Origin of the sequence: Faecalibacterium sp. BIOML-A1 (genome assembly GCF_009679715.1) — a bacterium.
Taxonomy (GTDB): Bacteria; Bacillota; Clostridia; order Oscillospirales; family Ruminococcaceae; genus Faecalibacterium; species Faecalibacterium taiwanense.
Genome location: NZ_WKZJ01000001.1, coordinates 241,136 through 263,946 on the forward strand (window position 1 = coordinate 241,136; position 22,811 = coordinate 263,946).

The 22,811-nt window shown below is 59.4% G+C and carries 17 protein-coding genes; 16 read left to right on the top strand and 1 reads right to left on the bottom strand.

Going from position 1 to position 22,811, the window contains the following annotated elements; translation table 11 throughout:
- Positions 1 to 11: 11 nt before the first annotated feature.
- From GKG36_RS01245 to GKG36_RS01255, 3 genes are all read left to right on the top strand, one after another.
- Positions 12 to 1,331 (top strand): thymidine phosphorylase, encoded by a 1,320-nt coding sequence (locus GKG36_RS01245; protein ID WP_154258683.1) that lies wholly within the window; start codon positions 12 to 14, stop codon positions 1,329 to 1,331.
- Positions 1,332 to 1,499: 168 nt separating this feature from the next.
- The gene (gene trkA, locus GKG36_RS01250) at positions 1,500 to 2,870 is read left to right on the top strand and encodes a Trk system potassium transporter TrkA (protein WP_005940088.1); all 1,371 of its coding nucleotides are present in this window, start codon (positions 1,500 to 1,502) and stop codon (positions 2,868 to 2,870) included.
- Between the two features lie 12 nt (positions 2,871 to 2,882).
- Complete coding sequence (locus GKG36_RS01255; RefSeq protein ID WP_097778158.1) at positions 2,883 to 4,322, top strand: TrkH family potassium uptake protein; 1,440 nt, start codon at positions 2,883 to 2,885, stop codon at positions 4,320 to 4,322.
- A 148-nt stretch (positions 4,323 to 4,470) separates the two neighbouring features.
- On the opposite strand, the gene GKG36_RS01260 is transcribed toward GKG36_RS01255, so the two are convergent.
- Positions 4,471 to 6,009 carry a YifB family Mg chelatase-like AAA ATPase gene (locus GKG36_RS01260; protein ID WP_154258686.1) on the bottom strand — a complete coding sequence of 513 codons (1,539 nt, stop codon included), beginning with the start codon at positions 6,007 to 6,009 and terminating at the stop codon, positions 4,471 to 4,473.
- A gap of 160 nt (positions 6,010 to 6,169) precedes the next feature.
- Here GKG36_RS01260 and GKG36_RS01265 point away from each other — a divergent pair, with 160 nt between their 5' ends.
- From GKG36_RS01265 to GKG36_RS01325, 13 genes are all read left to right on the top strand, one after another.
- Complete coding sequence (locus GKG36_RS01265; protein WP_179860458.1) at positions 6,170 to 6,526, top strand: hypothetical protein; 357 nt, start codon at positions 6,170 to 6,172, stop codon at positions 6,524 to 6,526.
- A gap of 122 nt (positions 6,527 to 6,648) precedes the next feature.
- Positions 6,649 to 8,331, top strand: coding sequence for a phospho-sugar mutase (locus tag GKG36_RS01270; RefSeq protein ID WP_005940102.1), 1,683 nt, complete (start codon positions 6,649 to 6,651; stop codon positions 8,329 to 8,331).
- 136 nt (positions 8,332 to 8,467) lie between these two features.
- On the top strand, positions 8,468 to 9,634 hold the full coding sequence (ispF, locus tag GKG36_RS01275) for a 2-C-methyl-D-erythritol 2,4-cyclodiphosphate synthase (RefSeq protein WP_154258889.1): 1,167 nt from the start codon (positions 8,468 to 8,470) through the stop codon (positions 9,632 to 9,634).
- A 16-nt stretch (positions 9,635 to 9,650) separates the two neighbouring features.
- Positions 9,651 to 10,550: a diadenylate cyclase CdaA gene (gene cdaA / locus GKG36_RS01280; RefSeq protein WP_005940107.1), complete on the top strand. Its 900-nt coding sequence runs from the start codon at positions 9,651 to 9,653 to the stop codon at positions 10,548 to 10,550.
- Positions 10,547 to 11,851 carry a CdaR family protein gene (locus GKG36_RS01285; protein ID WP_154258688.1) on the top strand — a complete coding sequence of 435 codons (1,305 nt, stop codon included), beginning with the start codon at positions 10,547 to 10,549 and terminating at the stop codon, positions 11,849 to 11,851. The genes cdaA and GKG36_RS01285 overlap by 4 nt, the downstream gene beginning before the upstream one ends.
- Positions 11,852 to 11,874: 23 nt before the next feature.
- Positions 11,875 to 13,470 carry an FAD-dependent oxidoreductase gene (locus GKG36_RS01290; RefSeq protein ID WP_005940109.1) on the top strand — a complete coding sequence of 532 codons (1,596 nt, stop codon included), beginning with the start codon at positions 11,875 to 11,877 and terminating at the stop codon, positions 13,468 to 13,470.
- Between the two features lie 10 nt (positions 13,471 to 13,480).
- Entirely contained in the window at positions 13,481 to 14,833 is a 1,353-nt protein-coding gene (locus tag GKG36_RS01295; RefSeq protein WP_243138991.1) for a 5-bromo-4-chloroindolyl phosphate hydrolysis family protein, read from the top strand.
- Complete coding sequence (gene recJ / locus GKG36_RS01300) at positions 14,830 to 16,962, top strand: single-stranded-DNA-specific exonuclease RecJ (RefSeq protein WP_154258692.1); 2,133 nt, start codon at positions 14,830 to 14,832, stop codon at positions 16,960 to 16,962. Before GKG36_RS01295 ends, recJ begins: the two co-directional genes overlap by 4 nt.
- A 1-nt stretch (position 16,963) precedes the next feature.
- Positions 16,964 to 19,303, top strand: a complete 2,340-nt coding sequence (locus GKG36_RS01305) for a bifunctional (p)ppGpp synthetase/guanosine-3',5'-bis(diphosphate) 3'-pyrophosphohydrolase (RefSeq protein WP_154258694.1) — start codon at positions 16,964 to 16,966, stop codon at positions 19,301 to 19,303.
- A 3-nt stretch (positions 19,304 to 19,306) separates the two neighbouring features.
- On the top strand, positions 19,307 to 19,768 hold the full coding sequence (gene dtd, locus GKG36_RS01310) for a D-aminoacyl-tRNA deacylase (protein ID WP_005940113.1): 462 nt from the start codon (positions 19,307 to 19,309) through the stop codon (positions 19,766 to 19,768).
- Between the two features lie 5 nt (positions 19,769 to 19,773).
- Positions 19,774 to 20,391: an MBL fold metallo-hydrolase gene (locus GKG36_RS01315; protein ID WP_097774817.1), complete on the top strand. Its 618-nt coding sequence runs from the start codon at positions 19,774 to 19,776 to the stop codon at positions 20,389 to 20,391.
- Positions 20,392 to 20,403: 12 nt separating this feature from the next.
- Positions 20,404 to 21,873, top strand: a complete 1,470-nt coding sequence (gene hemZ, locus GKG36_RS01320) for a coproporphyrinogen dehydrogenase HemZ (RefSeq protein ID WP_154258696.1) — start codon at positions 20,404 to 20,406, stop codon at positions 21,871 to 21,873.
- On the top strand, positions 21,839 to 22,801 hold the full coding sequence (locus GKG36_RS01325) for a nucleoside kinase (protein ID WP_154258698.1): 963 nt from the start codon (positions 21,839 to 21,841) through the stop codon (positions 22,799 to 22,801). Before hemZ ends, GKG36_RS01325 begins: the two co-directional genes overlap by 35 nt.
- The last annotated feature ends 10 nt before the right edge of the window (positions 22,802 to 22,811 follow it).

Sequence of the window (22,811 nt, forward strand, 5' to 3'; positions counted from 1 at the left end):
AGCGTGATACGATGCGCGTTTATGATCTGATTGCAAAAAAGCGTGACGGCGGTACGCACAGCCGTGAGGAGCTGGAGCAGATCGTCAATGGCTATGTCAGCGGAGAAGTGACTGATTACCAGATGGCTGCATGGATGATGGCTGTCTATCTGCGCGGCATGACCGATGAGGAGACCGCAGAGCTGACCGATGTGATGGCTCACAGCGGTGTGATGGTGGATCTTTCGCCCATTCCGGGCATCAAGGTGGACAAGCACTCCACCGGCGGCGTAGGTGACAAGACCACGCTGGTCATTGCCCCCATCGTGGCGGCCTGCGGCGTGAAGATCGCCAAGATGAGCGGCCGGGGCCTTGGCCATACCGGCGGCACCATCGATAAGATGGAGAGCGTGCCCGGCACCAGAACCGCCCTCTCACAGGAGGAGTTCTTTGCACAGGTGAACAGGATCGGTCTGTCGGTCATTGGCCAGAGCGAGGGCATTGCCATAGCAGATAAAAAAATGTATGCCCTGCGGGATGTGACCGCAACCGTCAGCTGCATCCCACTCATCGCATCCAGCATCATGTCCAAGAAACTGGCTTCCGGCTCGGATGCCATCCTGCTGGATGTGACCACCGGCACCGGAGCTTTTATGAAAACGGTAGACCAGAGCATTGAGCTGGCCAAGCTGATGGTATCCATTGGCACCCATCACGGCCGCCGGGTGGCTGCCATGATCACCGATATGGACACCCCGCTGGGCCATAACATTGGCAACAGTCTGGAAGTCATGGAAAGCATGGATGTGCTCAAGGGCCATGGCCCCGCCGACCTGACCGAGGTCTGCCTGCAGCTGGCGGCGAACATGCTGGTGCTGGCCGATCAGGGCACTCCTGCCGAGTGCCGCGCCATGGCCGAGGCGGTGATTGCCGATGGGTCTGCCTTTGCAAAGTGCAAGGAGATGTTTGCGGCGCAGGGCGGCGATACCCGCGTGCTGGACGATTACAGCCTGTTTGAGCAGCCCGCGGCAAGCTTTGAGCTGCTGGCAGAGCAGGACGGTTACATTGTGGCGAACGATGCCGAGAAGATCGGCTCTGCCAGCGTACTGCTGGGTGCGGGCCGACAGAAAAAGGGCGACCCGCTGGATTTTGCCGCCGGCATCACCCTGCATAAAAAGCGCGGCGACTACGTAAAGAAGGGCGAGAGTCTGGCTACCTTCTACGGCGCAGCCGATAAGTTTGAAGCTGCCGCCGCCGAGTACCGCAGCGGCCTTGGATACGGCCCTGAGAAGCCGGAGGAAGCCCCGCTGGTGTATGCCCTTGTAACGAAGGACGGCGTGGCGCGCTATTAAATGAAATAAAAGCTTCCGGGACGGTATCTCCCGGGGCTTTTTTGCGTCATTTGGCAGGTTTTTGTTGCATAATGTGGAAAACAGTGGAACTTTGGCAGGAGATATGGTATACTATGATGGATTTGTGCTGTCCCGGCAGAAGGGACGCGGAAAGAGAAAGGACTTGTTATGAAGATCATTCTGGTGGGCGGCGGCAAGGTTGGTACTGCGCTGGCGCGGCAGCTCAGTGAGGAAGACCATAATGTGACCATTGTGGATACCAACAAAGCGCGTGTAGAGCACCTGACTGAAAGCTACGATGTGCTGGGCATCGTGGGCAACGGTTCCTCGATCACCACGCTGGCAGAGGCCGGCATTGAAGACGCGGATGTGTTCATTGCCGTGACTGGTTCGGATGAGCTGAACCTGCTGTGCTGCATGTTTGCCAAAAAGGCGGGCCACTGCCATGCAATTGCCCGCGTGCGCAACCCGTCCTACAGTCATGAGCTGGACTTTATCAAAAAGCAGATCGGCATTTCGGCCATCATCAATCCGGAAATGGCTGCAGCAAAGGAGATCTCCCATCTGCTGCGCTTCCCGGGTGCAAGCAAGATCGACACCTTTGCAGACGGCCGTGTGCGGCTGATCAAGTTTGCACTCACTGCAGAGCAGGGGCTGGATGGCGTGGCCATCCGCGAGATCCCCACCCGCCTGAAGAGCGACATTCTGGTGTGTGCAGTGGAGCGCAGCGGCGGCGTGATCATTCCAAACGGTAACTTTGTACTGCAGAACGGCGATCAGGTCACCTTCCTTGCAACACAGGATAAGGCCCACGAGTTCTTCCAGCGCATCCACCTGCCGGTGCGCCCGGTGCGCAATGCCTTCATCGTGGGCGGCGGTGCCATCGCCTTCTATCTGAGCCAGGAGCTGCTGGAAAACCACGTGCGTGTGCGCATCGTGGAGCGCGACCCTGCCCGCTGCATGGAGCTGGCCGAGCAGCTGCCCGGCGCACAGATCCTGAACGAGGACGGCTCCAACCGCGAATTCCTGCTCTCGGAGGGCATGGAGTCCACCGAGGCTTTTGTGGCCCTGACCAACATCGACGAGGAGAATGTGCTGCTGACCCTGTTTGCCAAAAAGCACTCCAAGGGCAAGCTGGTCACCAAAGTCAACCGTCTGGAATTTGATGATATTCTGGCCGGTCTGGATCTGGGCAGCGTGGTCTACCCCAAGTACATGACCTGCGATTACATCGTGCAGTATGTGCGTGCACTGCAGAACGAAGCGGGCAGCAACATCAAGACGCTGTACCGCATTCTGGACGACCGCGTGGAAGCGCTGGAATTTACCGTCCACGAGAAGAGCGCTGCCACCGGTGTCCCCCTGAGCCAGCTGCACCTGAAAAAGAATCTGCTGCTGTGCTGCATCACCCGCGGCCATCAGATCCTGATCCCGCGCGGCGGCGACCAGATCCAGGTGGGCGACAACGTGATCGTGGTCACGCTGGAGCATGGTCTGCATGACCTGCGCGATATTCTGGACAAGGGCGCAGAGGGTTGACGGAGGCAGACTATGAATTATGCGATCGTTTTCCGTCTGCTGGGCTATGTCATGCTGATCGAGGGTGCGCTGCTGCTGCTGCCCGCAGCGGCCAGCTGGATCTACGGCGAATGGTTCGTGCTGGGCGTGTTTCTGATCACGGCGGCAGTCAGCGCCGCCATCGGCTACGCCCTGCGCGGCATCAAGCCCCAAAGCAAGGTGTTCTATATGCGGGAGGGCTTTGCTGCTACCTCGCTGAGCTGGATCGTCATTTCCATCGTGGGTGCCGTTCCGTTTGTGGTGACGGGCTGCATCCCGAACCCGGTGGATGCCCTGTTTGAGACGGTGTCCGGCTTTACCACCACCGGTGCCAGCATCCTGCCCGGGGTGGAGGATCTGCCCAAGGGCATCCTGTTCTGGCGCAGCTTCACCCACTGGATCGGCGGCATGGGCGTTCTGGTGTTCCTGCTCTCGCTGCTGCCCCTGACCGGCGGTTCCCACGTCAACCTGATGAAGGCAGAAAGCCCCGGCCCTCAGGTGGATAAGCTGGTGCCCAAGGTGCAGTCTACCGCAAAGATCCTGTACGGCATCTATTTTGCACTCACCGTGCTGGAGGTGGTATTCCTGCTGCTGGGCGGCATGCCGCTGTTTGAGTCCATGCTCACGGCCTTCGGTACGGCGGGCACCGGCGGCTTCGGCTTCAAGAACGACAGCTTTACCAGCTTTTCTCCCTACATCCAGTGGGTCGTGACCATCTTCATGATCCTGTTTGGTGTCAACTTCAATGCCTACTTCCTGCTGCTGCTGCGCAAATTCAACCGCGCCATCAGCGAGGAAGTGCGCGGCTACTTCGCCATTATTCTGGTGGCAATTGGCATTATCACGGCCAATATCTACAGCCTTTATAACAGCTTTGGCGAAGCGGTGCGTCAGGCAGCCTTTCAGGTGGGCTCCATCATCACGACCACTGGCTTTTCCAGCTGCGATTTTGACCTGTGGCCCACTCTCTCCAAAGAAATTCTGGTGGTGCTCATGTTCATTGGTGCCTGCGCAGGCAGCACCGGCGGCGGCATCAAGGTGAGCCGCCTCCTCATTCTGGGCAAGACCCTTGGCAAGGAGCTTAAGCAGGCGCTGCACCCACAGGTGGTGGCCCCCGTCCGCATGGACGGCAAGCTGCTCAACCACGAGACCATTCGCACCACCAATGTGTTTATGGGCGCGTATTTCTTCATCTTCGTGGTATCCTTCCTGCTCATCAGTCTGGATGGCTTTGATATGGTGACGAACTTCACAGCCATTGCAGCTACTTTGAACAACATCGGCCCGGGCCTTGCGCAGGTGGGCCCCATGATGAACTTTGGCAGCTTTACGAACCCTGCAAAGCTGGTGATGATCTTCGACATGCTGGCCGGCCGTCTGGAGATCTTCCCGATGCTGGTGCTGTTCCTGCCGGATACATGGCGTAGATTCTAAAAAGCAATTATAAAAAGCCATCTGTGATCTTCTGCTCGTATTGAGCATTTGGAAAGATACAGATGGCTTTTTTGCGCGTAACGGTAAGCTGCACAAACCCTTCTCTTTTCGGGGAAGGCGGATCTGCGAAGCAAAGACGAAGAAGCTTTTATACTTCCACTTTTTCCTGTGCCCGGTACTGCAGGGCTTCCAGCACACAGTCCTCATCCAGCAGCTGTTTGCCTGCCAGATCGGCCACCGTGCGGGCCACCCGAAGGATGCGGTCATGAGCGCGGGCGGAAAGGCCCAAAGCGTCGTAGGAGGCACGCAGCAGCCGCTCGGCGGCGGGGGTCATGCGGCAGACGCGCCGCACCTGCCCGGCGGTGAGCTGGGCGTTGCAGAGCACACCCTCAAAACCTGGGGCGGCATAGCGCTTTGCCTGAATGGCCCGGGCGGCAAGCACCTGTTTGCGCAGATCGGCGCTGCTCTCGGAAGGGACGACGGCGTGCAGCTCGTCAAAGGCGATGGGGTCCATCTCCACGCACAGGTCGATGCGGTCCAGCAGCGGGCCGGACACACGGCTGCGGTACTGCCGCACAGCACTGGGCGAACAGGTGCACTGCCGGGTGGGGTGGCCGTAGTAGCCGCACTTACAGGGGTTCATGGCGGCTACCAGCTGGAAGTGGCTGGGATAGGTGGCACTGCCTGCCGCTCGGCTCACGGTGATCTGGCCGTCCTCCAGCGGCTGGCGCAGCACTTCCAGACTCTCGCGGGAGAACTCCGGCAATTCGTCTAAAAACAGCACACCGCAGTTGGCAAGGCTGCACTCGCCGGGCCGGAACTGTGCGCCGCCGCCAGCCAGAGCCGCGGCACTGGCCGAGTGGTGCGGGCTGCGGAAAGGCCGTGCAGAGATCAGGCCCCGGCCCTGCGGCAGCTGCCCTGCAATGGAATAAATTTTAGTGGTCTCCACGGCTTCCTCACGGGTGAGCGGCGGCAGGATGCCGGGCAGACGCTTTGCCAGCATGGATTTGCCGGTGCCGGGTGCGCCAATGAGCAAAACATTGTGTCCGCCTGCGGCAGCAATGACCATAGCCCGCCGCGCCAGCGACTGGCCCAGTACGTCCGCAAAATCCGGCACCTGTGCCCATGCGTCTGCAGGGTCAAAGGGAACAACAGCCGCCGGGGCAAGCGGGGAGATGCCGCGCAGGGCATCTACAACTTCGCGTGCCGTGTGGGCGGGGTAGACGGCCATGCTGTCGGCACAGGCCTCGGCTGCTTCGGCGGCATTCTCGGCAGGTACATACAGGGCGTGGATGCCATTTTCTGCTGCAGCCAGCGCCATGGGCAGCACGCCGGAAACCGGCCGCAGGGTGCCGTCCAGTGCCAGTTCGCCCAGAAATGCCGCGTCGGCAGGCACATCCTCCAGCTGGCCGCTGGCAGTGAGCACTGCCAGCAGAAGCGGCAGGTCGTACACCGGGCCGGTCTTGCGCACATCCGCCGGGGCAAGATTGATGGTAATGCGCCGGTCCGGGAACTTGAAGCCCAGATTTTTGATGGCGGCGCGCACACGGTCGGCGCTTTCACGCACAGCGGAATCCGGCAGGCCTACGATAGAAAATGCAGGCAGACCGCCGGAAATGTCGGCCTCCACTGCCACGGCAAAGCCGCTCAGGCCGTTCAGACCAAAGCTTCTGGTAACAGAATACATGTTGTTCTCCCTTATCCCAGCGGATGATATGACGGAAAAGAATTGGCAAAAGTGGAAAATATTGGATGATTATGTCATACTTCGACACAAAAATACTTCTGAATTCATTATAGTAAAGGGCAGGAAAGATGTCAATGCGATAGAGAGGAGAGAGTTTTCCATGATGAGCAAAGAATACTGCCGCTATATCCGTACATATTCAGAACTGGAAGGGCTGCAGCATGCCCACACCCTTGTATATTGCGGTGCCGCCGCTGCGCAGGGCGTTGTAATGGAGCTGCGGCAGGAGCAGGATGGCCGGGTGCGCCGCAGCGCGGTGCTGCTGCAGGACAGTTTTGCCCGGGCAATGCAGCTGCTGCGCTACCTGTGTGAAAACAGCATCGGTTTGGAGCAGTGGCTGGACGTTCTGGACGATGCAGGCCAGAGTTATGAACTGCTGGAAAATGCAGGCGAGGCCGGGATAGTTCCCGACTTTACCGGGAAAAACTTGGAATTTTGTGCCATATGCCGGTTTTGAACTGCAAATCTTGTTGCAGATTACGCAATTGACACATGGATGCGGAGAGTTTATATTATAAGTAGGTTTAACCAAACCTGTTCTTTTTTGCGGAAAAATTTACAAAAGGTAAGGTGTGCAAGATGTATTTGGATGAATATAAGCGCTGGATGGCTGCAGAGCTGGAAGACGCTGATCTGAAGCCGGAGCTGGCCAAGATCGAGGGAAATGATGACGAGATCAAGGACCGCTTTGCTGTGGCTTTGAAGTTTGGCACCGCTGGTCTGCGCGGCGTTCTGGGCGCTGGCACCAACCGTATGAATATCTATGTTGTGCGTCAGGCCACGCAGGGTCTGGCAAACTGGGTCAAGACTCAGGGCGGCAGCCAGACTGTGGCTATCAGCTACGACAGCCGCCTGAAGAGCGATATCTTTGCCAAGACCGCCGCAGGCGTTCTGGCGGCAAACGGTATCAAGGTGCGCATTTACGATGCTCTGATGCCTGTGCCTGCACTGAGCTTTGCTACCCGTTACTACCAGTGCAATGCTGGTATCATGGTCACGGCTTCTCACAACCCGGCCAAGTACAACGGCTACAAGGCCTACGGCCCGGATGGCTGCCAGATGACCGATGATGCTGCCGCCATCGTGTACGATGAGATCCAGAAGACGGATGTGCTGACCGGTGCAAAGTACATCTCCTTTGCCGAGGGCGTGGAGCAGGGCCTGATCCGCTTTGTGGGCGACGACTGCAAGAAGGCACTGTATGATGCCATTGAGGCCCGTCAGGTGCGCCCGGGGCTGTGCAAGACTGCCGGCCTGAAGCTGGTGTACAGCCCGCTGAATGGTTCCGGTCTGGTGCCTGTCACTCATGTGCTGAACGATATGGGCATCACCGATATCACCATCGTGCCCGAGCAGGAGTACCCCAACGGCTACTTTACCACCTGTTCCTACCCGAACCCCGAAATTTTCGAGGCTCTGAAGCTGGGTCTGGAGCTGGCAACCAAGACTGGTGCCGATCTGATGCTGGCCACCGACCCCGATGCCGACCGCGTGGGCATTGCCATGAAGTGCCCGGATGGCAGCTATGAGCTGGTATCCGGCAACGAGATGGGCGCTCTGCTGCTGGATTACATCTGCGCAGGCCGCATCGAGAAGGGCACCATGCCCAAAAACCCGGTGGCCGTCAAGTCCATCGTATCCACTCCTCTGGCCGATGCCATTGCCGCACACTACGGCGTGGAAATGCGCAGCGTGCTGACCGGCTTCAAGTGGATCGGCGACCAGATCGCAAATCTGGAAGCTGCCGGTGAGGTGGACCGCTTCATCTTTGGCTTTGAGGAAAGCTACGGCTATCTGGCCGGCCCCTATGTGCGCGATAAGGATGCCGTCATCGGTTCCATGCTGATCTGTGAAATGGCCGCTTACTACCGCAGCATCGGTTCCTCCATCAAGCAGCGTCTGGAAGAGATCTATAAACAGTATGGCCGCTACCTGAACAAGGTGGACAGCTTCGAGTTCCCCGGCCTGACCGGCATGGAGAAGATGGCTTCCATCATGCAGAAGCTGCGTGATAACCCGCCCGCCGAGCTGGCTGGCCACAAGGTGGTCAAGGTGACCGACTACAAGAAGCCCGAGGAGACCGGCCTGCCTGCAGCAAACGTGTTGATCTACAGTCTGGAAAACGGTGCGACCGTTGTGGTGCGTCCCTCCGGCACTGAGCCGAAGATCAAGACCTACTTCACCACTCTGGGCAAGGATCTGGCTGAAGCACAGGCACAGAAGGATGCTCTGGCTGCTGCCATCGAGCCGATCCTGAAGTAAACTCCATCAAGAACAAGTTTGTGCCCCTCTGCTGTGTGCAGAGGGGCATTTTTGCTGTAGAATATTGGTTGCAGTTTGGGAAGTTATACGCTATAATAAAATATGGCTTACTATAGGAATCGGGCAGGTGAAGAAATTGGAAAAGAGAGTATCCGCAGTACTGGTGGCGGCGGGGTCTTCCACACGCATGGGCTTTGACAAGCTCAGCTTTGATCTGGGCGGCGAGACCGTGCTGCACCGCAGCATCCGCGCGTTTGAACAGGACCCGCTTGTCACGGAGATCGTGCTGGTGGCCGGTAAGAACCGCGCCTTTGTGGAGCAGCAGGCAGCAGACTGCACAAAGCCTGTGCAGATCGTAACGGGCGGCACTACCCGCGCCGAGAGCGCAAAAAACGGCGTGCTGGCGGCAGCAGGGGAGCTTGTGGCAGTGCACGACGCGGCAAGACCCTTCGTTAGTCAGGCCGTCATCACAGCAGCGCTGGAAGCAGCGGCCCGGTGCGGCGCAGCTGCACCTGCCGTACCGGTAAAGGATACCATCAAGGCTGCAGCGCGCGGCAACGGAAAGACCGTGCCGGATGCCTGCCTTGTGTACACAACGCCCGACCGCAGCACCCTGTATGCGGTGCAGACCCCTCAGTGCTTTGACCGCGCAGAGTACCTTGCTGCGCTGGAAGAGCTGGATGCCGAAAAAGCCCGCCTTGTCACCGACGACTGCAGCCTGTTCGAGCTGACCGGCCGCGCCGTGCAGCTGACGCAGGGCGATTACGCCAATTATAAGATCACGACCCGCGAGGACTTGCCCCGCCCGGAACAGAAAGAGGAACATAAAATGCGCATTGGACATGGTTATGACGTGCACCGTCTGGTGGAAGGCCGCAAGTTGATCCTGGGCGGCGTGGAAGTGCCCTTTGAAAAAGGCCTGCTGGGCCACTCGGATGCAGATGTACTGGTCCATGCGGTGATGGATGCTGTGCTGGGTGCCGCTGCGCTGGGGGATATCGGCCAGCATTTCCCGGACAATGACCCGGCTTACTCCGGTGCCGACAGCCTGAAGCTGGCCCGCCGTGTGGCCGAAATTTTAAAGGAGCACGGCTTCCGCATTGAAAATATCGACGCGACGCTGTTGTGTCAGCGGCCCAAGCTTGCGCCGTACATTCCGGCTATGCGCCAGAATCTGGCCGATGCCTTCGGCCTGCCGGTGGATGCCGTGAGTGTAAAGGCCACCACCGAGGAACATCTGGGCTTTACCGGTGAGGGGCTGGGCATTGCCGCCCACGCTGTTGCCCTGATCGAAACACTGTAAACGGGAGCGTGTACCAATGACTCTGAACGCGATCATTGCAAATTTCCAGACCTTCAAACTGGTCGATTTGCTGGATATCATCATCATTTCCTTCCTGATTTACCAGCTGCTGGGCATTGTCAACCGCACCCGCGCCGGCCAGCTGTTCAAGGGTGCGCTGCTGGTGATGGCCGTCTATCTGGTGGCAGAAACGCTGAACATGCGTACCGTCACATGGCTGCTGAACTCACTGCTGCAGGTGGGCCTGCTGACGCTGGTGGTGCTGTTCCAGCCGGAGATCCGCCGTGCGCTGGAGCGCATGGGCCAGACCGACCAGTGGGCCGCCAAGCTGTTCAATGTCAAAGGCCGCTACAACGATCCCAGCCTGAAGGGTGCATGGCGCAGCGCCATCATTGCCATCTGCGATGCGGCAGAGCGCTTTTCTGAGACCAAGACCGGTGCACTGATTGTGCTGGAACGCCACACGAACCTTTCGGAGATCGTGCGCACCGGCACGCCGGTGAACAGTGCGGTCAATCTGGAAGTGCTGGGCACCATTTTCTACGAGGGCACGCCCCTGCACGATGGTGCTGCCATCATTGAGAATGGCCGCATCAAAGCCGCGGGCTGTGTGCTGCCGCTTTCCAACAATCTGGATCTTGGCAAGGATATGGGCACCCGTCACCGCGCCTGCCTTGGCATTGCCGAAAATTCCGATGCAATTGCCATCGTGGTCAGCGAGGAGACCGGCATCATCTCCATGGCAAAGAACGGCGTGCTGATCCGCCATTTTGACCGCCAGACCCTGTATACCCGTCTGGTGGATGAGATGATCCCTAAGGAGACCACCACCGAAAAGACGACGGTCAGCGGCTGGCGCGGTCAGCTGGACCGTCTGTGGAAATGGGTCAGCCAGAAGGAGGACGATGCGCAATGAACAACGAACCCAACAAGAAAAATGGCGCAAAGCCTGCGGTCGCCCATAAGAAAAACATTCTGGACGACCGCCGCATCCGGCTAGCACTTTCGGTGCTGGGTGCCATCGTTGCATGGATGGTGGTCACCATCATCGTCCAGCCCGGCACCAGCAACACCATCTACAATGTGCCGGTGGATTATACCTATGATTCCGCTGCTTACACCTCCCGGGGCCTGAGCATCGTCAGCGCCGAGGATAAGACCGTGAACCTGAAAATCTCCGGCGACGGCTACACCATCGGCGGGCTGACGGCTTCCGACTTTGTGGTCTACCCGGATTTTTCCAGCGTACGTGACAGCGGCGAAAAGACCCTGCGCCTGCTGGTACGCGGTGCCAACGGCCTGCTGAACGGTGTGACTGTGACCATGGAAGGCAATGACAACACGGTGGATGTGGTGTTTGACGTGGTGGAGGAAAAGACCCTGCCCGTTACCATTACCACCAACTACCTGACCATCGCGGACGGTTATATCCTTTATAGTACGGATGTTTCCAAGGAGAATATCACCCTTTCCGGCCCCAGCAGTGAGCTGAATAAAGTTGCTACCTGCACTGCAGAGGTGACCTACAGCGGCGAACTGACCGAGTCCATCACGCTGAACACGCCGCTGCGCTTCTATACCTCCGGCGGCAAGGAAGTCAAGTTTGAGTACACGGAGCTGGAAGAGAACAGCGTGGATGTGACCTTGCAGGTGTACAAGATGGCAACGCTGCCGGTGGACGTGAATTTCATCAATGCACCGCGTGATTTTGATGATTCGATGCTGGTATATGCACTCAGCCGCAAGCAGCTCAAGGTGGCAGGTCCGGCAGATAAGATCGATATGCTGTCCACGCTGCCCATCGGCAATATCGACCTTTCCACCTTTACACTGAACAAGAGCTATGAGCTGCCCATCGACCTGCCCGCAGACATCTATCTGCTGGATAACATTTCCACCATAACGGTCAGCTTTGACTGCTCCAATCTGGGAACCAAGACCATGAACCTGCCCAATACCTGCGTGCAGGTGGTCAACCTGCCCTCTACCTACCAGCTGACGGTGCAGACCGAACGCCTGATGAATGTAACGCTCTGCGGCCCCAAGGGCGTGATCGAAACGCTGACCCCGGAGCAGGTGGTCATTGAGATCGATGCCGAGGATTTCTCGGTGGCGACCGGCGAGCAGAACATTGCCTGCCGCCTGTATGTGCCCTCCAACGGCAAGATCTTTGCACTGGGCAGCTATGTGCTGCAGTGCCGTATCGAAAGCAACTGAAACAAAAAGGAACACACGATAACATGATTCTGGTTCGCAACATCCGTCTGCCGCTCTCTGCCGGAGAGCCGCAGGCATTTGAAAAAGCCCTGCACGCTGCCCGCATCCCGCGCGGAAAGGTGCAGCATCTGGGCGTGGCAAAGCTCTCGGTGGATGCCCGCCACGGCCAGCCCAAGCTGGTGTATACCGTGGCTGTCACCCTGAAAGAACCTGCCGAGGAAGCGGCTTTTGCAGCCCGCTGTGGTGATGCTTCTCTGCAGCAGAAGGTGGATTTTTCGGTGCAGAATGGCATCCAGCCACTGGCACATCGGCCTGTGGTGTGCGGCCTTGGCCCGGCGGGCCTGTTTGCAGCGCTGCTGCTGGCCCGGCAGGGCTATCAGCCCATTGTGCTGGAGCGCGGCCCGGCGCTGGACGAGCGCGTAAAGGCGGTGGAACATTTTTCTGCTACCGGCGAACTGGATGTGAATGCGAACATTCAATTTGGCGAGGGCGGTGCCGGTACCTTTTCGGACGGCAAGCTGACCACCCGCATCGGCGATGAGCTGTGCGGCTTTGTTACCGAGGTGTTCCTGCAGCACGGTGCGCCGGAGGAGATCGCCTGGAAACAGAAGCCCCATGTGGGCACCGACCTGCTGCGCGGTGTGATCACCTCTATCCGCAAGGAGATCGAAGCTCTGGGCGGTGAGGTGCATTTCAACACGGCCCTGACCGGCTTTGAACAGAAAAATGGTCAGCTCACCGGCATTTTTACCACAAATGGCACCTTTGCCTGCGAAGCTTTGGTGTTCGCGGTGGGCCACTCGGCCCGCGATACCTTCGGGATGCTGATGGACGGCGGCCTGCAGCTGGAATGCAAGCCGTTCAGTGTAGGCTTCCGCGCCGAGCATCTGCAGAGTGAGATCGAAAAGAGCTTATATCACGAGGCTGCCGGGCATCCGGCTCTGCCGCGGGGCGAGTATCAACTCTCCCAGCATGTGGGGGAGCGGTGCGTTTACACCTTCTGCATGTGCCCCGGCGGGCAGGTGGTGGCATCGGCCAGCGAGGAAGGCCGTGTAGTGACCAACGGCATGAGCTTCCACGCCCGCAATGGCAAAAATGCCAACGCGGCCGTGGTGGTGAGCGTGGGCGGCAAGGACTTTGCAGACGATCCGCGCCGGGCCATCGCGTTCCAGCGGGAGCTGGAAGCCAAAGCCTACGCCGCTGGGCGCAGTGCAGGGGAGTATGCCGCTCCGGCAGAGAACATCCAGAGCTTTCTGGAAGGGCGCGGCCAGCTGAACATTGGACGCGTGCAGCCTACCTATGACCGCGGCGTTGCTGCGGCAGACCTCGGCGCACTGCTGCCGCAGGAGCTGGCCGAAACGCTGCGGGCGGGCCTGCGCGCCTACGAGCGCAAAATTGCGGGTTATACCGCGCCGGAAGCGATCCTTACGGGTCTTGAGACCCGCACCAGCAGCCCGGTGCGGCTGAAGCGGGAAGAAAATTTTGAATGCACCCAGCTGGCAGGTCTGTATCCCTGCGGCGAGGGTGCCGGATATGCGGGCGGCATCATGAGCGCCGCCGTGGATGGCCTGCGGGTGGCCCGCGCCATCATCAGCCGGTATGCACCGGCAGAAGGGTGAGAAGAATTTGATGAACGATCGTGAAAACGATACAATGAGAGAAAATGAGGGCCGTCAGGTGCAGCAGGAGCTGGAAAACCAGCTGCGCGCCTTTGGCGATACCGTGTCGGATGCCTTTGCCCATGGCTTTGAGGGCAAAGGGGAGGACATTGGTGCCCGCGCCTATGGTGTGGGCCGTGCGGCGGTGAATGCTGCAAACTTTGGCCTTGGCGAAGCGGCAAAGGCGTTCCGCAGCAGCCGGGATGAATACTACCGCAGCCGCCAGAATGCGCAGAATACGAAAAAACAGGGCTTGAATGAGGACTGTATCAACGCGCAGGCCGCAGGTGTTTCCGGCTGGTTCCGGCAGATGTTCGGCAAGGCAGAGACGACCCCGGCAGACGAGATCCGCGCCAGTGCCAAAAAGCGCTACAGCGCAGGCTGCGCATTGCTGGCAGTCGGCATTACGTTTACGGTGATCTTTGGCATCACGGCGGTTTCCTGTCTGGGTGCGGCGGGCCTGTTTACGCCCAATGCGGCTGTTCTGCAGGCTCTTCTGCAGGACAGCTTTATGGCTGAAAATGCTGCAGCCATGGGCAGCTTTGCGCTGGGGGCGGTGCGGATCACCGGCTGGTGCTTTGCGGCTGTCACCGCCGTGTTCGTGTGGATGATCACTGCCGGTGCATCCCGCCTGAAGGCCAGCAAGACGCTGCTCCGTCTGGCCGAGGCAGCAGAAGGCTTTGACTGCAAAAAGGGCCTGCCGCTGGAAGCCGTGGACGAGAAAAAGACCCGTGCCCTCAAGCGGGTGCGCAGATTCATCCGCAATGGCTGGCTGAGTGCATGGGTGGACGAAAAAGCGGAAAAGCTTTACCTGACTGCTGAGGATTACCGTGCCGCGCAGGAAGCTGCCGCAGCCTCCAAGGCACCGCCGCAGCCGGAACCGGCGGCAGAAAAAACAGACGATGTGCCGCTCAATCTTGAGACAGCGCGCCGCTTTGCCGCCGTGCTGCAGCAGGAAAAACAGCTGATGCAGGATGCGCAGGGCCGCGAAGAGCTGGACCATATGCAGACCACCACCACTGCCATCTGTGACTGGCTGGAAGCACACCCGGAAAGCCTGCCCAAGGCCCGCCGCTTTGCGGAATACTATATCCCCACCACCCTCAAGCTGCTGCACACCTACAACGATGTGCAGGGCCAGCAGGGCGAAAACGCCGAGACCATCCGCCGCGATATCGCGGGCATCCTTCACACGCTGAATCAGGCCTACGACACCCTGTATGATACGCTACTCTCGGATGTAGCGATGGATGTCTCTTCTGAGATCGCCGCCCTGCAGGGAATGCTGGCCAACGACGGCCTGACGGGAGGAAATTTTGAATGACCTACCGTGCATGGAATCTGAAGCCGCTGGACCGTGCCGCGCTGCGGGAGCTGACGCAGGCGATTGCGGAGCAGGCCACCGAAGAACTGGAATATAACGCACAGAACGACGAGCCGTGGAGCGAGCAAAAATATGCAGCCGCCCTTGCCGCCCAGCAGAAGGAAAATGCCCTGTTGGCGGGCGTGCTGACGGCCCGCGGCATCACCGACCCTACCGAAGCACTGACCCTGCTTGCCGGTGAGGAAGAGTTGAGCGACCCTTCGCTGCTCACCGATATGGACAAGGCCTGCGAGCGCATCTGGCGGGCCATTGACGAGGGCGAGACCATTGTGGTGTTCGGCGATTATGACGTGGACGGCGTGACGGCCACGGCCCTGCTGTACCAGCATCTCAAGGGCATGGGGGCTACCGTAAAATGTATGCTGCCCAGCCGCGAGGGCGACGGCTACGGCCTTTCGCGCAATGCCATCCGTTCCATCCACGATAAGGGCTGCAAGCTGATCGTGACGGTGGATAACGGCATTTCTGCTGTGGAAGAAGCCGATTATGCCGCTGAACTGGGCATTGACCTGATCATTACCGACCATCATCTGCCGCCGGAAACTCTGCCCAAGGCCATTGCCGTGGTAGACCCCCGTCGTGAGGACGACACCAGTCCCTTCAAGGGCCTATGCGGTGCGGGCGTGGCGTTCAAGCTGTGTGCCGCACTGGATGGCTGCCCGCCGGAAGAAATGCTGGACTACTGCGGCGACCTTGCCGCTGTGGGTACTGTGGCGGACGTGATGCCGCTTACCGGCGAAAACCGCACCCTTGTCAAGGCGGGCCTGCGCCAGCTGCAGAACACGGACCGTCCGGGTCTGGAAGCGTTGCTGGAAGAGGTGGGCCTTGCGGGCAAACCGGTCACCGCAGAAAATGTCAGCTACGCCATTGCGCCCCGCATCAATGCGGCTGGCCGCATGGACAACGCTGTTACGGCTTTGCAGCTGGTGATGTGTGAGGACCCGGACCGCGCCGCAGAGCTGGCCCATAAACTGAACGAGATCAATACAAAGCGTCAGGAGACAGAGCTGCAGATCTTCAAGGCCGCGCAGGAACTGCTGGAACAGGAACCGGAGCGGCTGGAAGACCGCGTGATGCTGCTGTGGGGCCGCGATTGGCACCCCGGTGTCATTGGCATCGTGGCATCCCGGCTGGTGGAACGCACCGGCCGGCCTGTGATCGTGGTGACGATCGACGAGCACGGCGAATGCAAGGGCAGCGGACGCAGCGTGCAGGGCTTCAATTTGCATGCCTGCATTGGTGCCTGCGCAGATCTGCTCATCCGCTACGGCGGCCATGCCATGGCTGCGGGCCTTTCGGTGCGGGAAGAAAATCTGCCCGCTCTGCGCCGCCGCCTGAACGACTGGGCAGCACGAAAATGCCCGGTGCTGCATACCACCCCGCTGGAGTGCGACCTGCCCATCCATCTGGACCGTGTGACCGTGGAAAGTGTGCGGAAGCTCGACCAGCTGGCTCCCTATGGGGCCGAGAACCCGACCCCGGTGTTCCTTTTGCAGAACGCCGTGCTGGATGGGGTATACCCGGTATCGGAGGGCAGGCACAGCCGCCTGCGCCTGCGGCAGGGCAATGCCAGCGTGTATGCCGTGTGGTTCGGTATGCCGCCGGAACAGCTGCCCTATGCCATGGGCGATGTGGTGGATGCTGCGCTGAACCTTTCGGTCTACGATTCGCCCCGGGGCGCACAGCTTTCGGGCCGCATTCTGGACCTGCATCCGGCAGGGCTGGGCACAAAGCTTGCGGAGCAGGCTACTTTTGTGGTGGCGCTGCGCCGCGGCACACCCCTGACTAAGGAACAGAAAAAGCTTATTACGCCTGAGCGCAGTGATATCGTCACAGTGTACCGTGAGCTGCAGGCGCGCCGCTGGCACGCAGAAGATCTGCAGCCGCTGTGCGCAAAACTGGGCGAGGAAAATACAGGCAAAACGCTGGTGGCGGTCACGGCCTTGGAACAGGTGGGACTGATTGCCACGGTGGAAAAGGGCGGAGCAAAATATCTGGAGCTTGTGCCTGCGCAGGGCAAAAAGAACCTTGCGGATGCCCCGATCCTGAAATGTTTGGAGGGAATGTAAAATGCCAGAGGGAAAGAAAGCTGCTGTCCCGGCACCCAAGCCGGTGCGGGAAGAGGATCTCTACTCCGCAAAGACCCACCTGCATCAGCCGGTACCGGTGCAGGAAACGGCTACCGTTTCTGCAACAGCACAGCTGGCCGATGCCCCGGAAGGCGCGCTGCCTTCGGAGGTGCGGCCGGAGATCGTTACCTGGGAAAAGCTGTGTGAGGCCATCAAGGCCAGCGGCCGCTCCTACAATATGGAGATGATCGAAAAGGCATATGACCTTGCCAACACTGCCCACAAGGGGGTGTGCCGCCGCAGCGGCGAGCCGTATATTTGCCACCCGCTGGCCGTGGCACGGCTGGTGCTGGACCTTGGTATGGACTCCGAGAGCATTGCTGCGGCCCTGCTGCACGATGTGGTGGAGGACACTCCCACTACACTGGACGACCTGAAAGCCGCCTTTGGCGAGGAAGTTGCCCTGCTGGTGGACGGCGTGACCAAGCTGACCAAGATCCAGTTCTCTAACATTGAGGAACTGCAGGCTGAAAACCTGCGCAAGATGCTGCTGGCCATGAGTCGCGATGTGCGCGTGATGATCATTAAGCTGTGCGACCGGCTGCACAACATGCGCACCGGTGATGCATGGCCGGAACAGAAGCGCCGCGATAAAGCCCGCGAGACCATGGAGGTGTATGCCCCCATCGCCAACCGTCTGGGCATCCTGAACGTGAAGGAAGAGCTGGAAGACCGCAGCCTGCATTACCTTGACCCTGTGGGCTACGAGGAGATCAGCCGGATGCTCAGTGAGCGTGCAGGCGAGGAGTTCCTTGCAAAGGTGTCCGGTGTGATCGAGCGGCGGCTGGCCGAAAGCGGCATTGAGGGCGCTACCATCAAGCGCCGCGTCAAGAGCATTTACGGCATCTATCGCAAGACCATCATGCAGAACAAGTCCTTTGATGAAATCTACGATATCTATGCGGTGCGTGTCATTCTGGATACGCTGGCCGAGTGCTACAGCACTCTGGGCCTCATCCACGATATGTACCATCCGCTGCCCAACCGCTTCAAGGACTATATCTCCACTCCCAAGCCCAATGGCTACCAGAGCCTGCACACCACCGTCATCGGCCACGAGGGCATCCCCTTTGAGGTGCAGATCCGCACCCGCAAGATGGACGAGCAGGCCGAGTACGGCGTTGCGGCCCACTGGAAGTATAAAGAAGGTCTGGATGGCCACGACAAGCTGGACGAACGTCTGGCATGGGTGAGCCAGCTGTTGGAAAACCAGCGCGTCAGCGAGGATTCCGGCAATCTGTTGCACGACCTCAAGAGCGACCTGCTGCCGGAGGAAGTGTTTGCCTTTACTCCCAAGGGCGATGTCATCAACCTGCCCACCGGCGCTACCTGCATCGATTTTGCCTATGCGATCCATTCGGCGGTGGGCAACCGCATGGTGGGCTGCAAGGTGAACAACCGCATGGTGCCCATCGACCACATCGTTTCCACCGGCGAGATCATCGAAGTGATCCTTGGCCCGGCGGACAAAGGCCCCAGCCGCGACTGGCTCAAGATCGTGCGCACCAGCGAAGCGAAGAGTAAGATCCGAAACTGGTTCAAAAAGATGCGCCGCGAGGAAAATATCACGCAGGGACGTGATGCACTGGCCCGTGAGCTGCGCAGGGAAATGATCATCCTTCCGGACGACCAGCTGGACGATTTTATCAACAGCTGTTCCCGCCGCCTGCGCCAGAACAATGCCGAGGAGCTTTATGCCGCCATCGGCTACGGCGGCATGACCATTGCCAACTGCCTGCCCAAGCTCAAGGAGGAGTGGCAGAAGCTGAAAGCTTCGGAGGAAAAGGCCGGGGAAGACCTGCCCAAGGTGGACCTGAGCCGTGTGCACGCTACCGACGGCGTGGTGGTGGAAGGCTTCGATAACACCCCCATCAAGTTTGCCAAGTGCTGCAGCCCGCTGCCGGGCGACCCCATCGTGGGCTTTATCACCCGCGGCTTTGGCGTTTCCATCCACAAGCAGAGCTGCGTGAACGCCATTTCCAGCATGAAGGATCCCACCAACGCCCCCCGCTGGGTCAAGGCGTACTGGGCCGACAGCGTCAAGGACAGCTATAAGGCCGGCATTGAGATCATTGCGCTGAACCGCAACGAGCTGCTGCAGGATGTGCTGGCTGCGCTGGCGGATATCCGGGTGCCCATCTATGCGGTGAACGCCCGTCAGGTGGAAAACAACTGCGCCATGGTCAGCCTGACCATCGGCATCAACAATACCGAGCACCTCAACCGTGTGGTCGCAAGACTTTCCAAGGTGAAGGACGTGCTCAAGGTGACAAGGAGCTAAAACATGCGTGCAGTCATTCAGGCGGTATCTTCCGCCAGTGTGCGGGTAAACGGCGGTGAGCCGCGAGCCATCGGGCCGGGCCTTATGATCCTGCTGGGTGTCAGGGATACCGACAGTCTGGACATCGTGCCCAAGCTTGCCGATAAATGCGCAGGCCTGCGCATCTTTCCGGACGCAGAGGGCAAGCTGAATCTCAGCGCAAAGGACCTTGGCTATTCGGCTCTGGTGGTGAGCCAGTTCACCCTTTACGGCGACACGAAAAAAGGCTACCGGCCCAGCTTTATCAAGGCCGCAAAGCCGCCGCTCTCCGTGGATGCTTACGAGCTGTTCCTTGCAGAGATGAACAAACAGGGCCTGAAGGATGTTCAGCACGGCGAGTTTGGCGCGGATATGCAGGTGGCTCTTGTGAACGAAGGACCCTGCACCATTATCATCGATACCGACGAGTGGAAGAAAAAGGAGTGACCGCCATGCAGGCTTTTCATATTCCGGGCGCTGCGCCGCTGTATACCAATACCTTCCTGCTCATTTCCGACGCAGGCCATGCCGTGGTCATTGATCCGGCGGCAGATGCGCAGACCTACGATAAAATTTTAAAGGAAAACAATGCGCAGCTCACCACCATCCTGTGCACCCACGGCCACTACGACCATGTGGGCAGCGCCGAAGCTTTGCGCACCGAGTGGAACGCAAAGCTCTACTGTGAGGCTGCCGACCTTGCAGGCGACCGCATGTATCCGCTGAGCGCAGCGGACTGCGGCTACGCAGAAGGGGAGACTGTCTCGGTAGACGAGCTGCAGTTCACGGTCTGGCACACGCCCGGCCATACGCCCGGCGGCGTGGTGCTGCTGTGCGGCGAGTATCTCTTCTGCGGCGATACCCTGTTTGCAGGCAGCATCGGCCGTACCGATCTGGAGGGCGGCAGCAGTGCACAGATGGCCGAGAGTCTGCGTAAACTGGCAAAGCTGCCCATCCCGCGCGGCACGCAGGTGCTGCCCGGCCATGGCGAGTTCTCCACCTTTGGCGATGAACTGGACAACAATTACTTCATCCGCAGCGCTGTGCGCGGCAACAATGATTTATTTTAAAGAGTGAACAACATGAAGATTTATATTACCGGCCTGCCTTCCGGCTACGAAGTGGAGCATCTGGTGCGTTTGTTTTACCCCATGGCACCGCTCACCCTCACCCCGCCGGAGAACGCCGAGGACTGCGTCTGGGCAGAAAAAACGCCGGACGGCCTGCATGCACTGGTGCGTCAGGGCGGCAGAAGTGCTGAACGACACGCACCGCTGCCCGCGCCTGTGGAACAGGGCGGCGAAACGCCGGAGTTCAGCCTTGCCAGCCTGACCTATGATCTGCTGCGGGATTGGACCGGCATCCGCCCGCCATGGGGCAAAATGACCGGTGTGCGCCCGGTGCGGCTCATCCACGACAAGCGCGCCGCAGGCTGGACGGAAGCGGAGATCGACCGCTTCTTCCTTGACCGGTTCGACTGCTCCCAGCAGAAATACCAGATGGCCAAGGCCATTGCCGACCTGCAGGAGCCGATTTTGAAAGTGGGCAATGAACCCGGGACCTACAGCCTGTACATCGGCATCCCGTTCTGCCCGTCCCGGTGCAGCTACTGCAGCTTTGTCAGCTGCAATCTGGACCGCGACCGCAAGATGGTGCAGCCTTATGTGGACTGTTTGTGCCGAGAGGTGGAAGAGATCCGCATTCAGGCTGACAAGGCAGGCCTGAAACTGTGCAGCATCTACATCGGCGGCGGCACGCCCACCAGCCTGTCTGCCGACCAGCTGCGGCAGCTGATGGGCACGGTCCGGGCGAATTTTGACCTCTCGAAAGTCGTGGAATATACGGTGGAGGCAGGCCGTCCGGACTGCACGGATGCCGAAAAGCTGGCGGTCATCAAGGAATACGGCGCTACCCGCATCTCTATCAATCCGCAGACCTTCTCGGACGAGGTGCTGGCGGGCATTGGGCGCAAGCACTCGGCGCAGGACATTCTGGACTGCTATGCCGAAGCGCGCAAGGCCGGTCATGATGATATCAACATGGACCTGATCGCCGGTCTGCCCGGCGACACGGTGGAAAGTTTTGAGCGCAGCCTGCGGCAGGCCATCGCGCTGGACCCGGAGAACATCACCGTGCACACCCTCACCCTCAAGCGCGCTTCCCGCATCGTCATTGAGGACCAGAAGGAAAACGACTACGCCGACGTCGCCGCCATGCTGGAAAAGTGCAATCTGCTGGCCGAGGCGGGTTACCGGCCCTACTATCTCTACCGCCAGAAGAATACTCTGCAGAACCTGGAAAACGTGGGCTGGTGCAAGCCGGGCCACGAGGGATATTACAACATCTATATCATGGAGGAAGTCCAGACCATCCTCTCCGCCGGTGCAGGCGGCAGCACCAAGCTGGTGGCCGACGGCGGAAAACGGATGCAGCGCATTTTCAATTTTAAGTATCCGAACGAATATATCCAGCGTTTTGCGGAGGTGCTGGAACGCAAAAAAGGAGTGGCTGATTTTTATGATCACGATTTGGGTACCCAAACGTCTGGTTGAGATCGATCTGTACAATGTGGCAGCCCGCAGCCCGCAGGCACTTGCCGACCTGAGTGAGCAGAGCTATGCCCAAAGGGTAGATTACGCCGCCCAGAAAGTGCAGCTTTCCGGCGCAAAGATCGTCATGCTCACCGGCCCGTCGGCCAGCGGCAAGACCACCAGCGCCCACTGTCTGGCAAAGGCTCTGCAAAAGCGCGGGACCCCGGCGCAGGTGGTCAGTCTGGATAATTTCTTCAAAGGCGCAGAGTTCTATCCGCGCCTGCCGGACGGCACGCTGGACTACGAGAACCCCGATACGCTGGATCTGCCTCTCATCAAGCAGTGCCTGCGGGAGCTGAGCGAGATGGGCAAGACCGTTCTGCCCATCTACGATTTCTCTGCCGAAAAGCGCTCGGCAGAGGTGGAGCCCATCGACTTGCAGGGCGGTGTATGCATCGTGGAGGGCATCCATGCGCTGAACCCGGAGCTGACAGGCCTTGTAAAGGGCGACGACATCTACCGCATCTATGCAGGCCTGCGGGAGGAATACTGCATCGATGGCCGCCGCGTCATCAACACGCAGGATATCCGCCTGTGCCGCCGCACCCTGCGGGACGCTGCAGCGCGCGGCCGCAGCCCGGAAAAGACCCTTGCCATGTGGGACCGCGTGCTGGACGGTGAGACGCGGTATATCAAGGGCTTCAAAACCACGGCAGACTTTTTGCTGGATACCTCCTTTACCTACGAGCTGGGCCTGATCTCCAAGCTGCTGGGCGTGGTGCGCCGTCAGTTCACGCTGGAAGGTCACAATGCGGAGCTGTGGGACGAGACAGCCCGCCGCTTTGAGCATGTGGCACCGCTGGAGCTGGAGCTGCTGCCGGAAGACAGCATGCTGCGGGAATTCTATGGCGGCGCAGCCGACCGCAGGGCACAGAATGCCAATGTGTGAAATTGTCGTG

Excerpts from the sequence above, each read along its gene's own strand:
- GKG36_RS01245 (WP_154258683.1), top strand. The coding sequence starts at position 12 with ATGCGCGTTTATGATCTGATTGCAAAAAAGCGTGACGGCGGTACGCAC.
- trkA (WP_005940088.1), top strand. The coding sequence starts at position 1,500 with ATGAAGATCATTCTGGTGGGCGGCGGCAAGGTTGGTACTGCGCTGGCG.
- GKG36_RS01255 (WP_097778158.1), top strand. The coding sequence starts at position 2,883 with ATGAATTATGCGATCGTTTTCCGTCTGCTGGGCTATGTCATGCTGATC.
- GKG36_RS01260 (WP_154258686.1), bottom strand. The coding sequence starts at position 6,009 with ATGTATTCTGTTACCAGAAGCTTTGGTCTGAACGGCCTGAGCGGCTTT.
- GKG36_RS01265 (WP_179860458.1), top strand. The coding sequence starts at position 6,170 with ATGATGAGCAAAGAATACTGCCGCTATATCCGTACATATTCAGAACTG.
- GKG36_RS01270 (WP_005940102.1), top strand. The coding sequence starts at position 6,649 with ATGTATTTGGATGAATATAAGCGCTGGATGGCTGCAGAGCTGGAAGAC.
- cdaA (WP_005940107.1), top strand. The coding sequence starts at position 9,651 with ATGACTCTGAACGCGATCATTGCAAATTTCCAGACCTTCAAACTGGTC.
- GKG36_RS01285 (WP_154258688.1), top strand. The coding sequence starts at position 10,547 with ATGAACAACGAACCCAACAAGAAAAATGGCGCAAAGCCTGCGGTCGCC.
- GKG36_RS01290 (WP_005940109.1), top strand. The coding sequence starts at position 11,875 with ATGATTCTGGTTCGCAACATCCGTCTGCCGCTCTCTGCCGGAGAGCCG.
- GKG36_RS01295 (WP_243138991.1), top strand. The coding sequence starts at position 13,481 with ATGAACGATCGTGAAAACGATACAATGAGAGAAAATGAGGGCCGTCAG.
- recJ (WP_154258692.1), top strand. The coding sequence starts at position 14,830 with ATGACCTACCGTGCATGGAATCTGAAGCCGCTGGACCGTGCCGCGCTG.
- GKG36_RS01305 (WP_154258694.1), top strand. The coding sequence starts at position 16,964 with ATGCCAGAGGGAAAGAAAGCTGCTGTCCCGGCACCCAAGCCGGTGCGG.
- dtd (WP_005940113.1), top strand. The coding sequence starts at position 19,307 with ATGCGTGCAGTCATTCAGGCGGTATCTTCCGCCAGTGTGCGGGTAAAC.
- GKG36_RS01315 (WP_097774817.1), top strand. The coding sequence starts at position 19,774 with ATGCAGGCTTTTCATATTCCGGGCGCTGCGCCGCTGTATACCAATACC.
- hemZ (WP_154258696.1), top strand. The coding sequence starts at position 20,404 with ATGAAGATTTATATTACCGGCCTGCCTTCCGGCTACGAAGTGGAGCAT.
- GKG36_RS01325 (WP_154258698.1), top strand. The coding sequence starts at position 21,839 with ATGATCACGATTTGGGTACCCAAACGTCTGGTTGAGATCGATCTGTAC.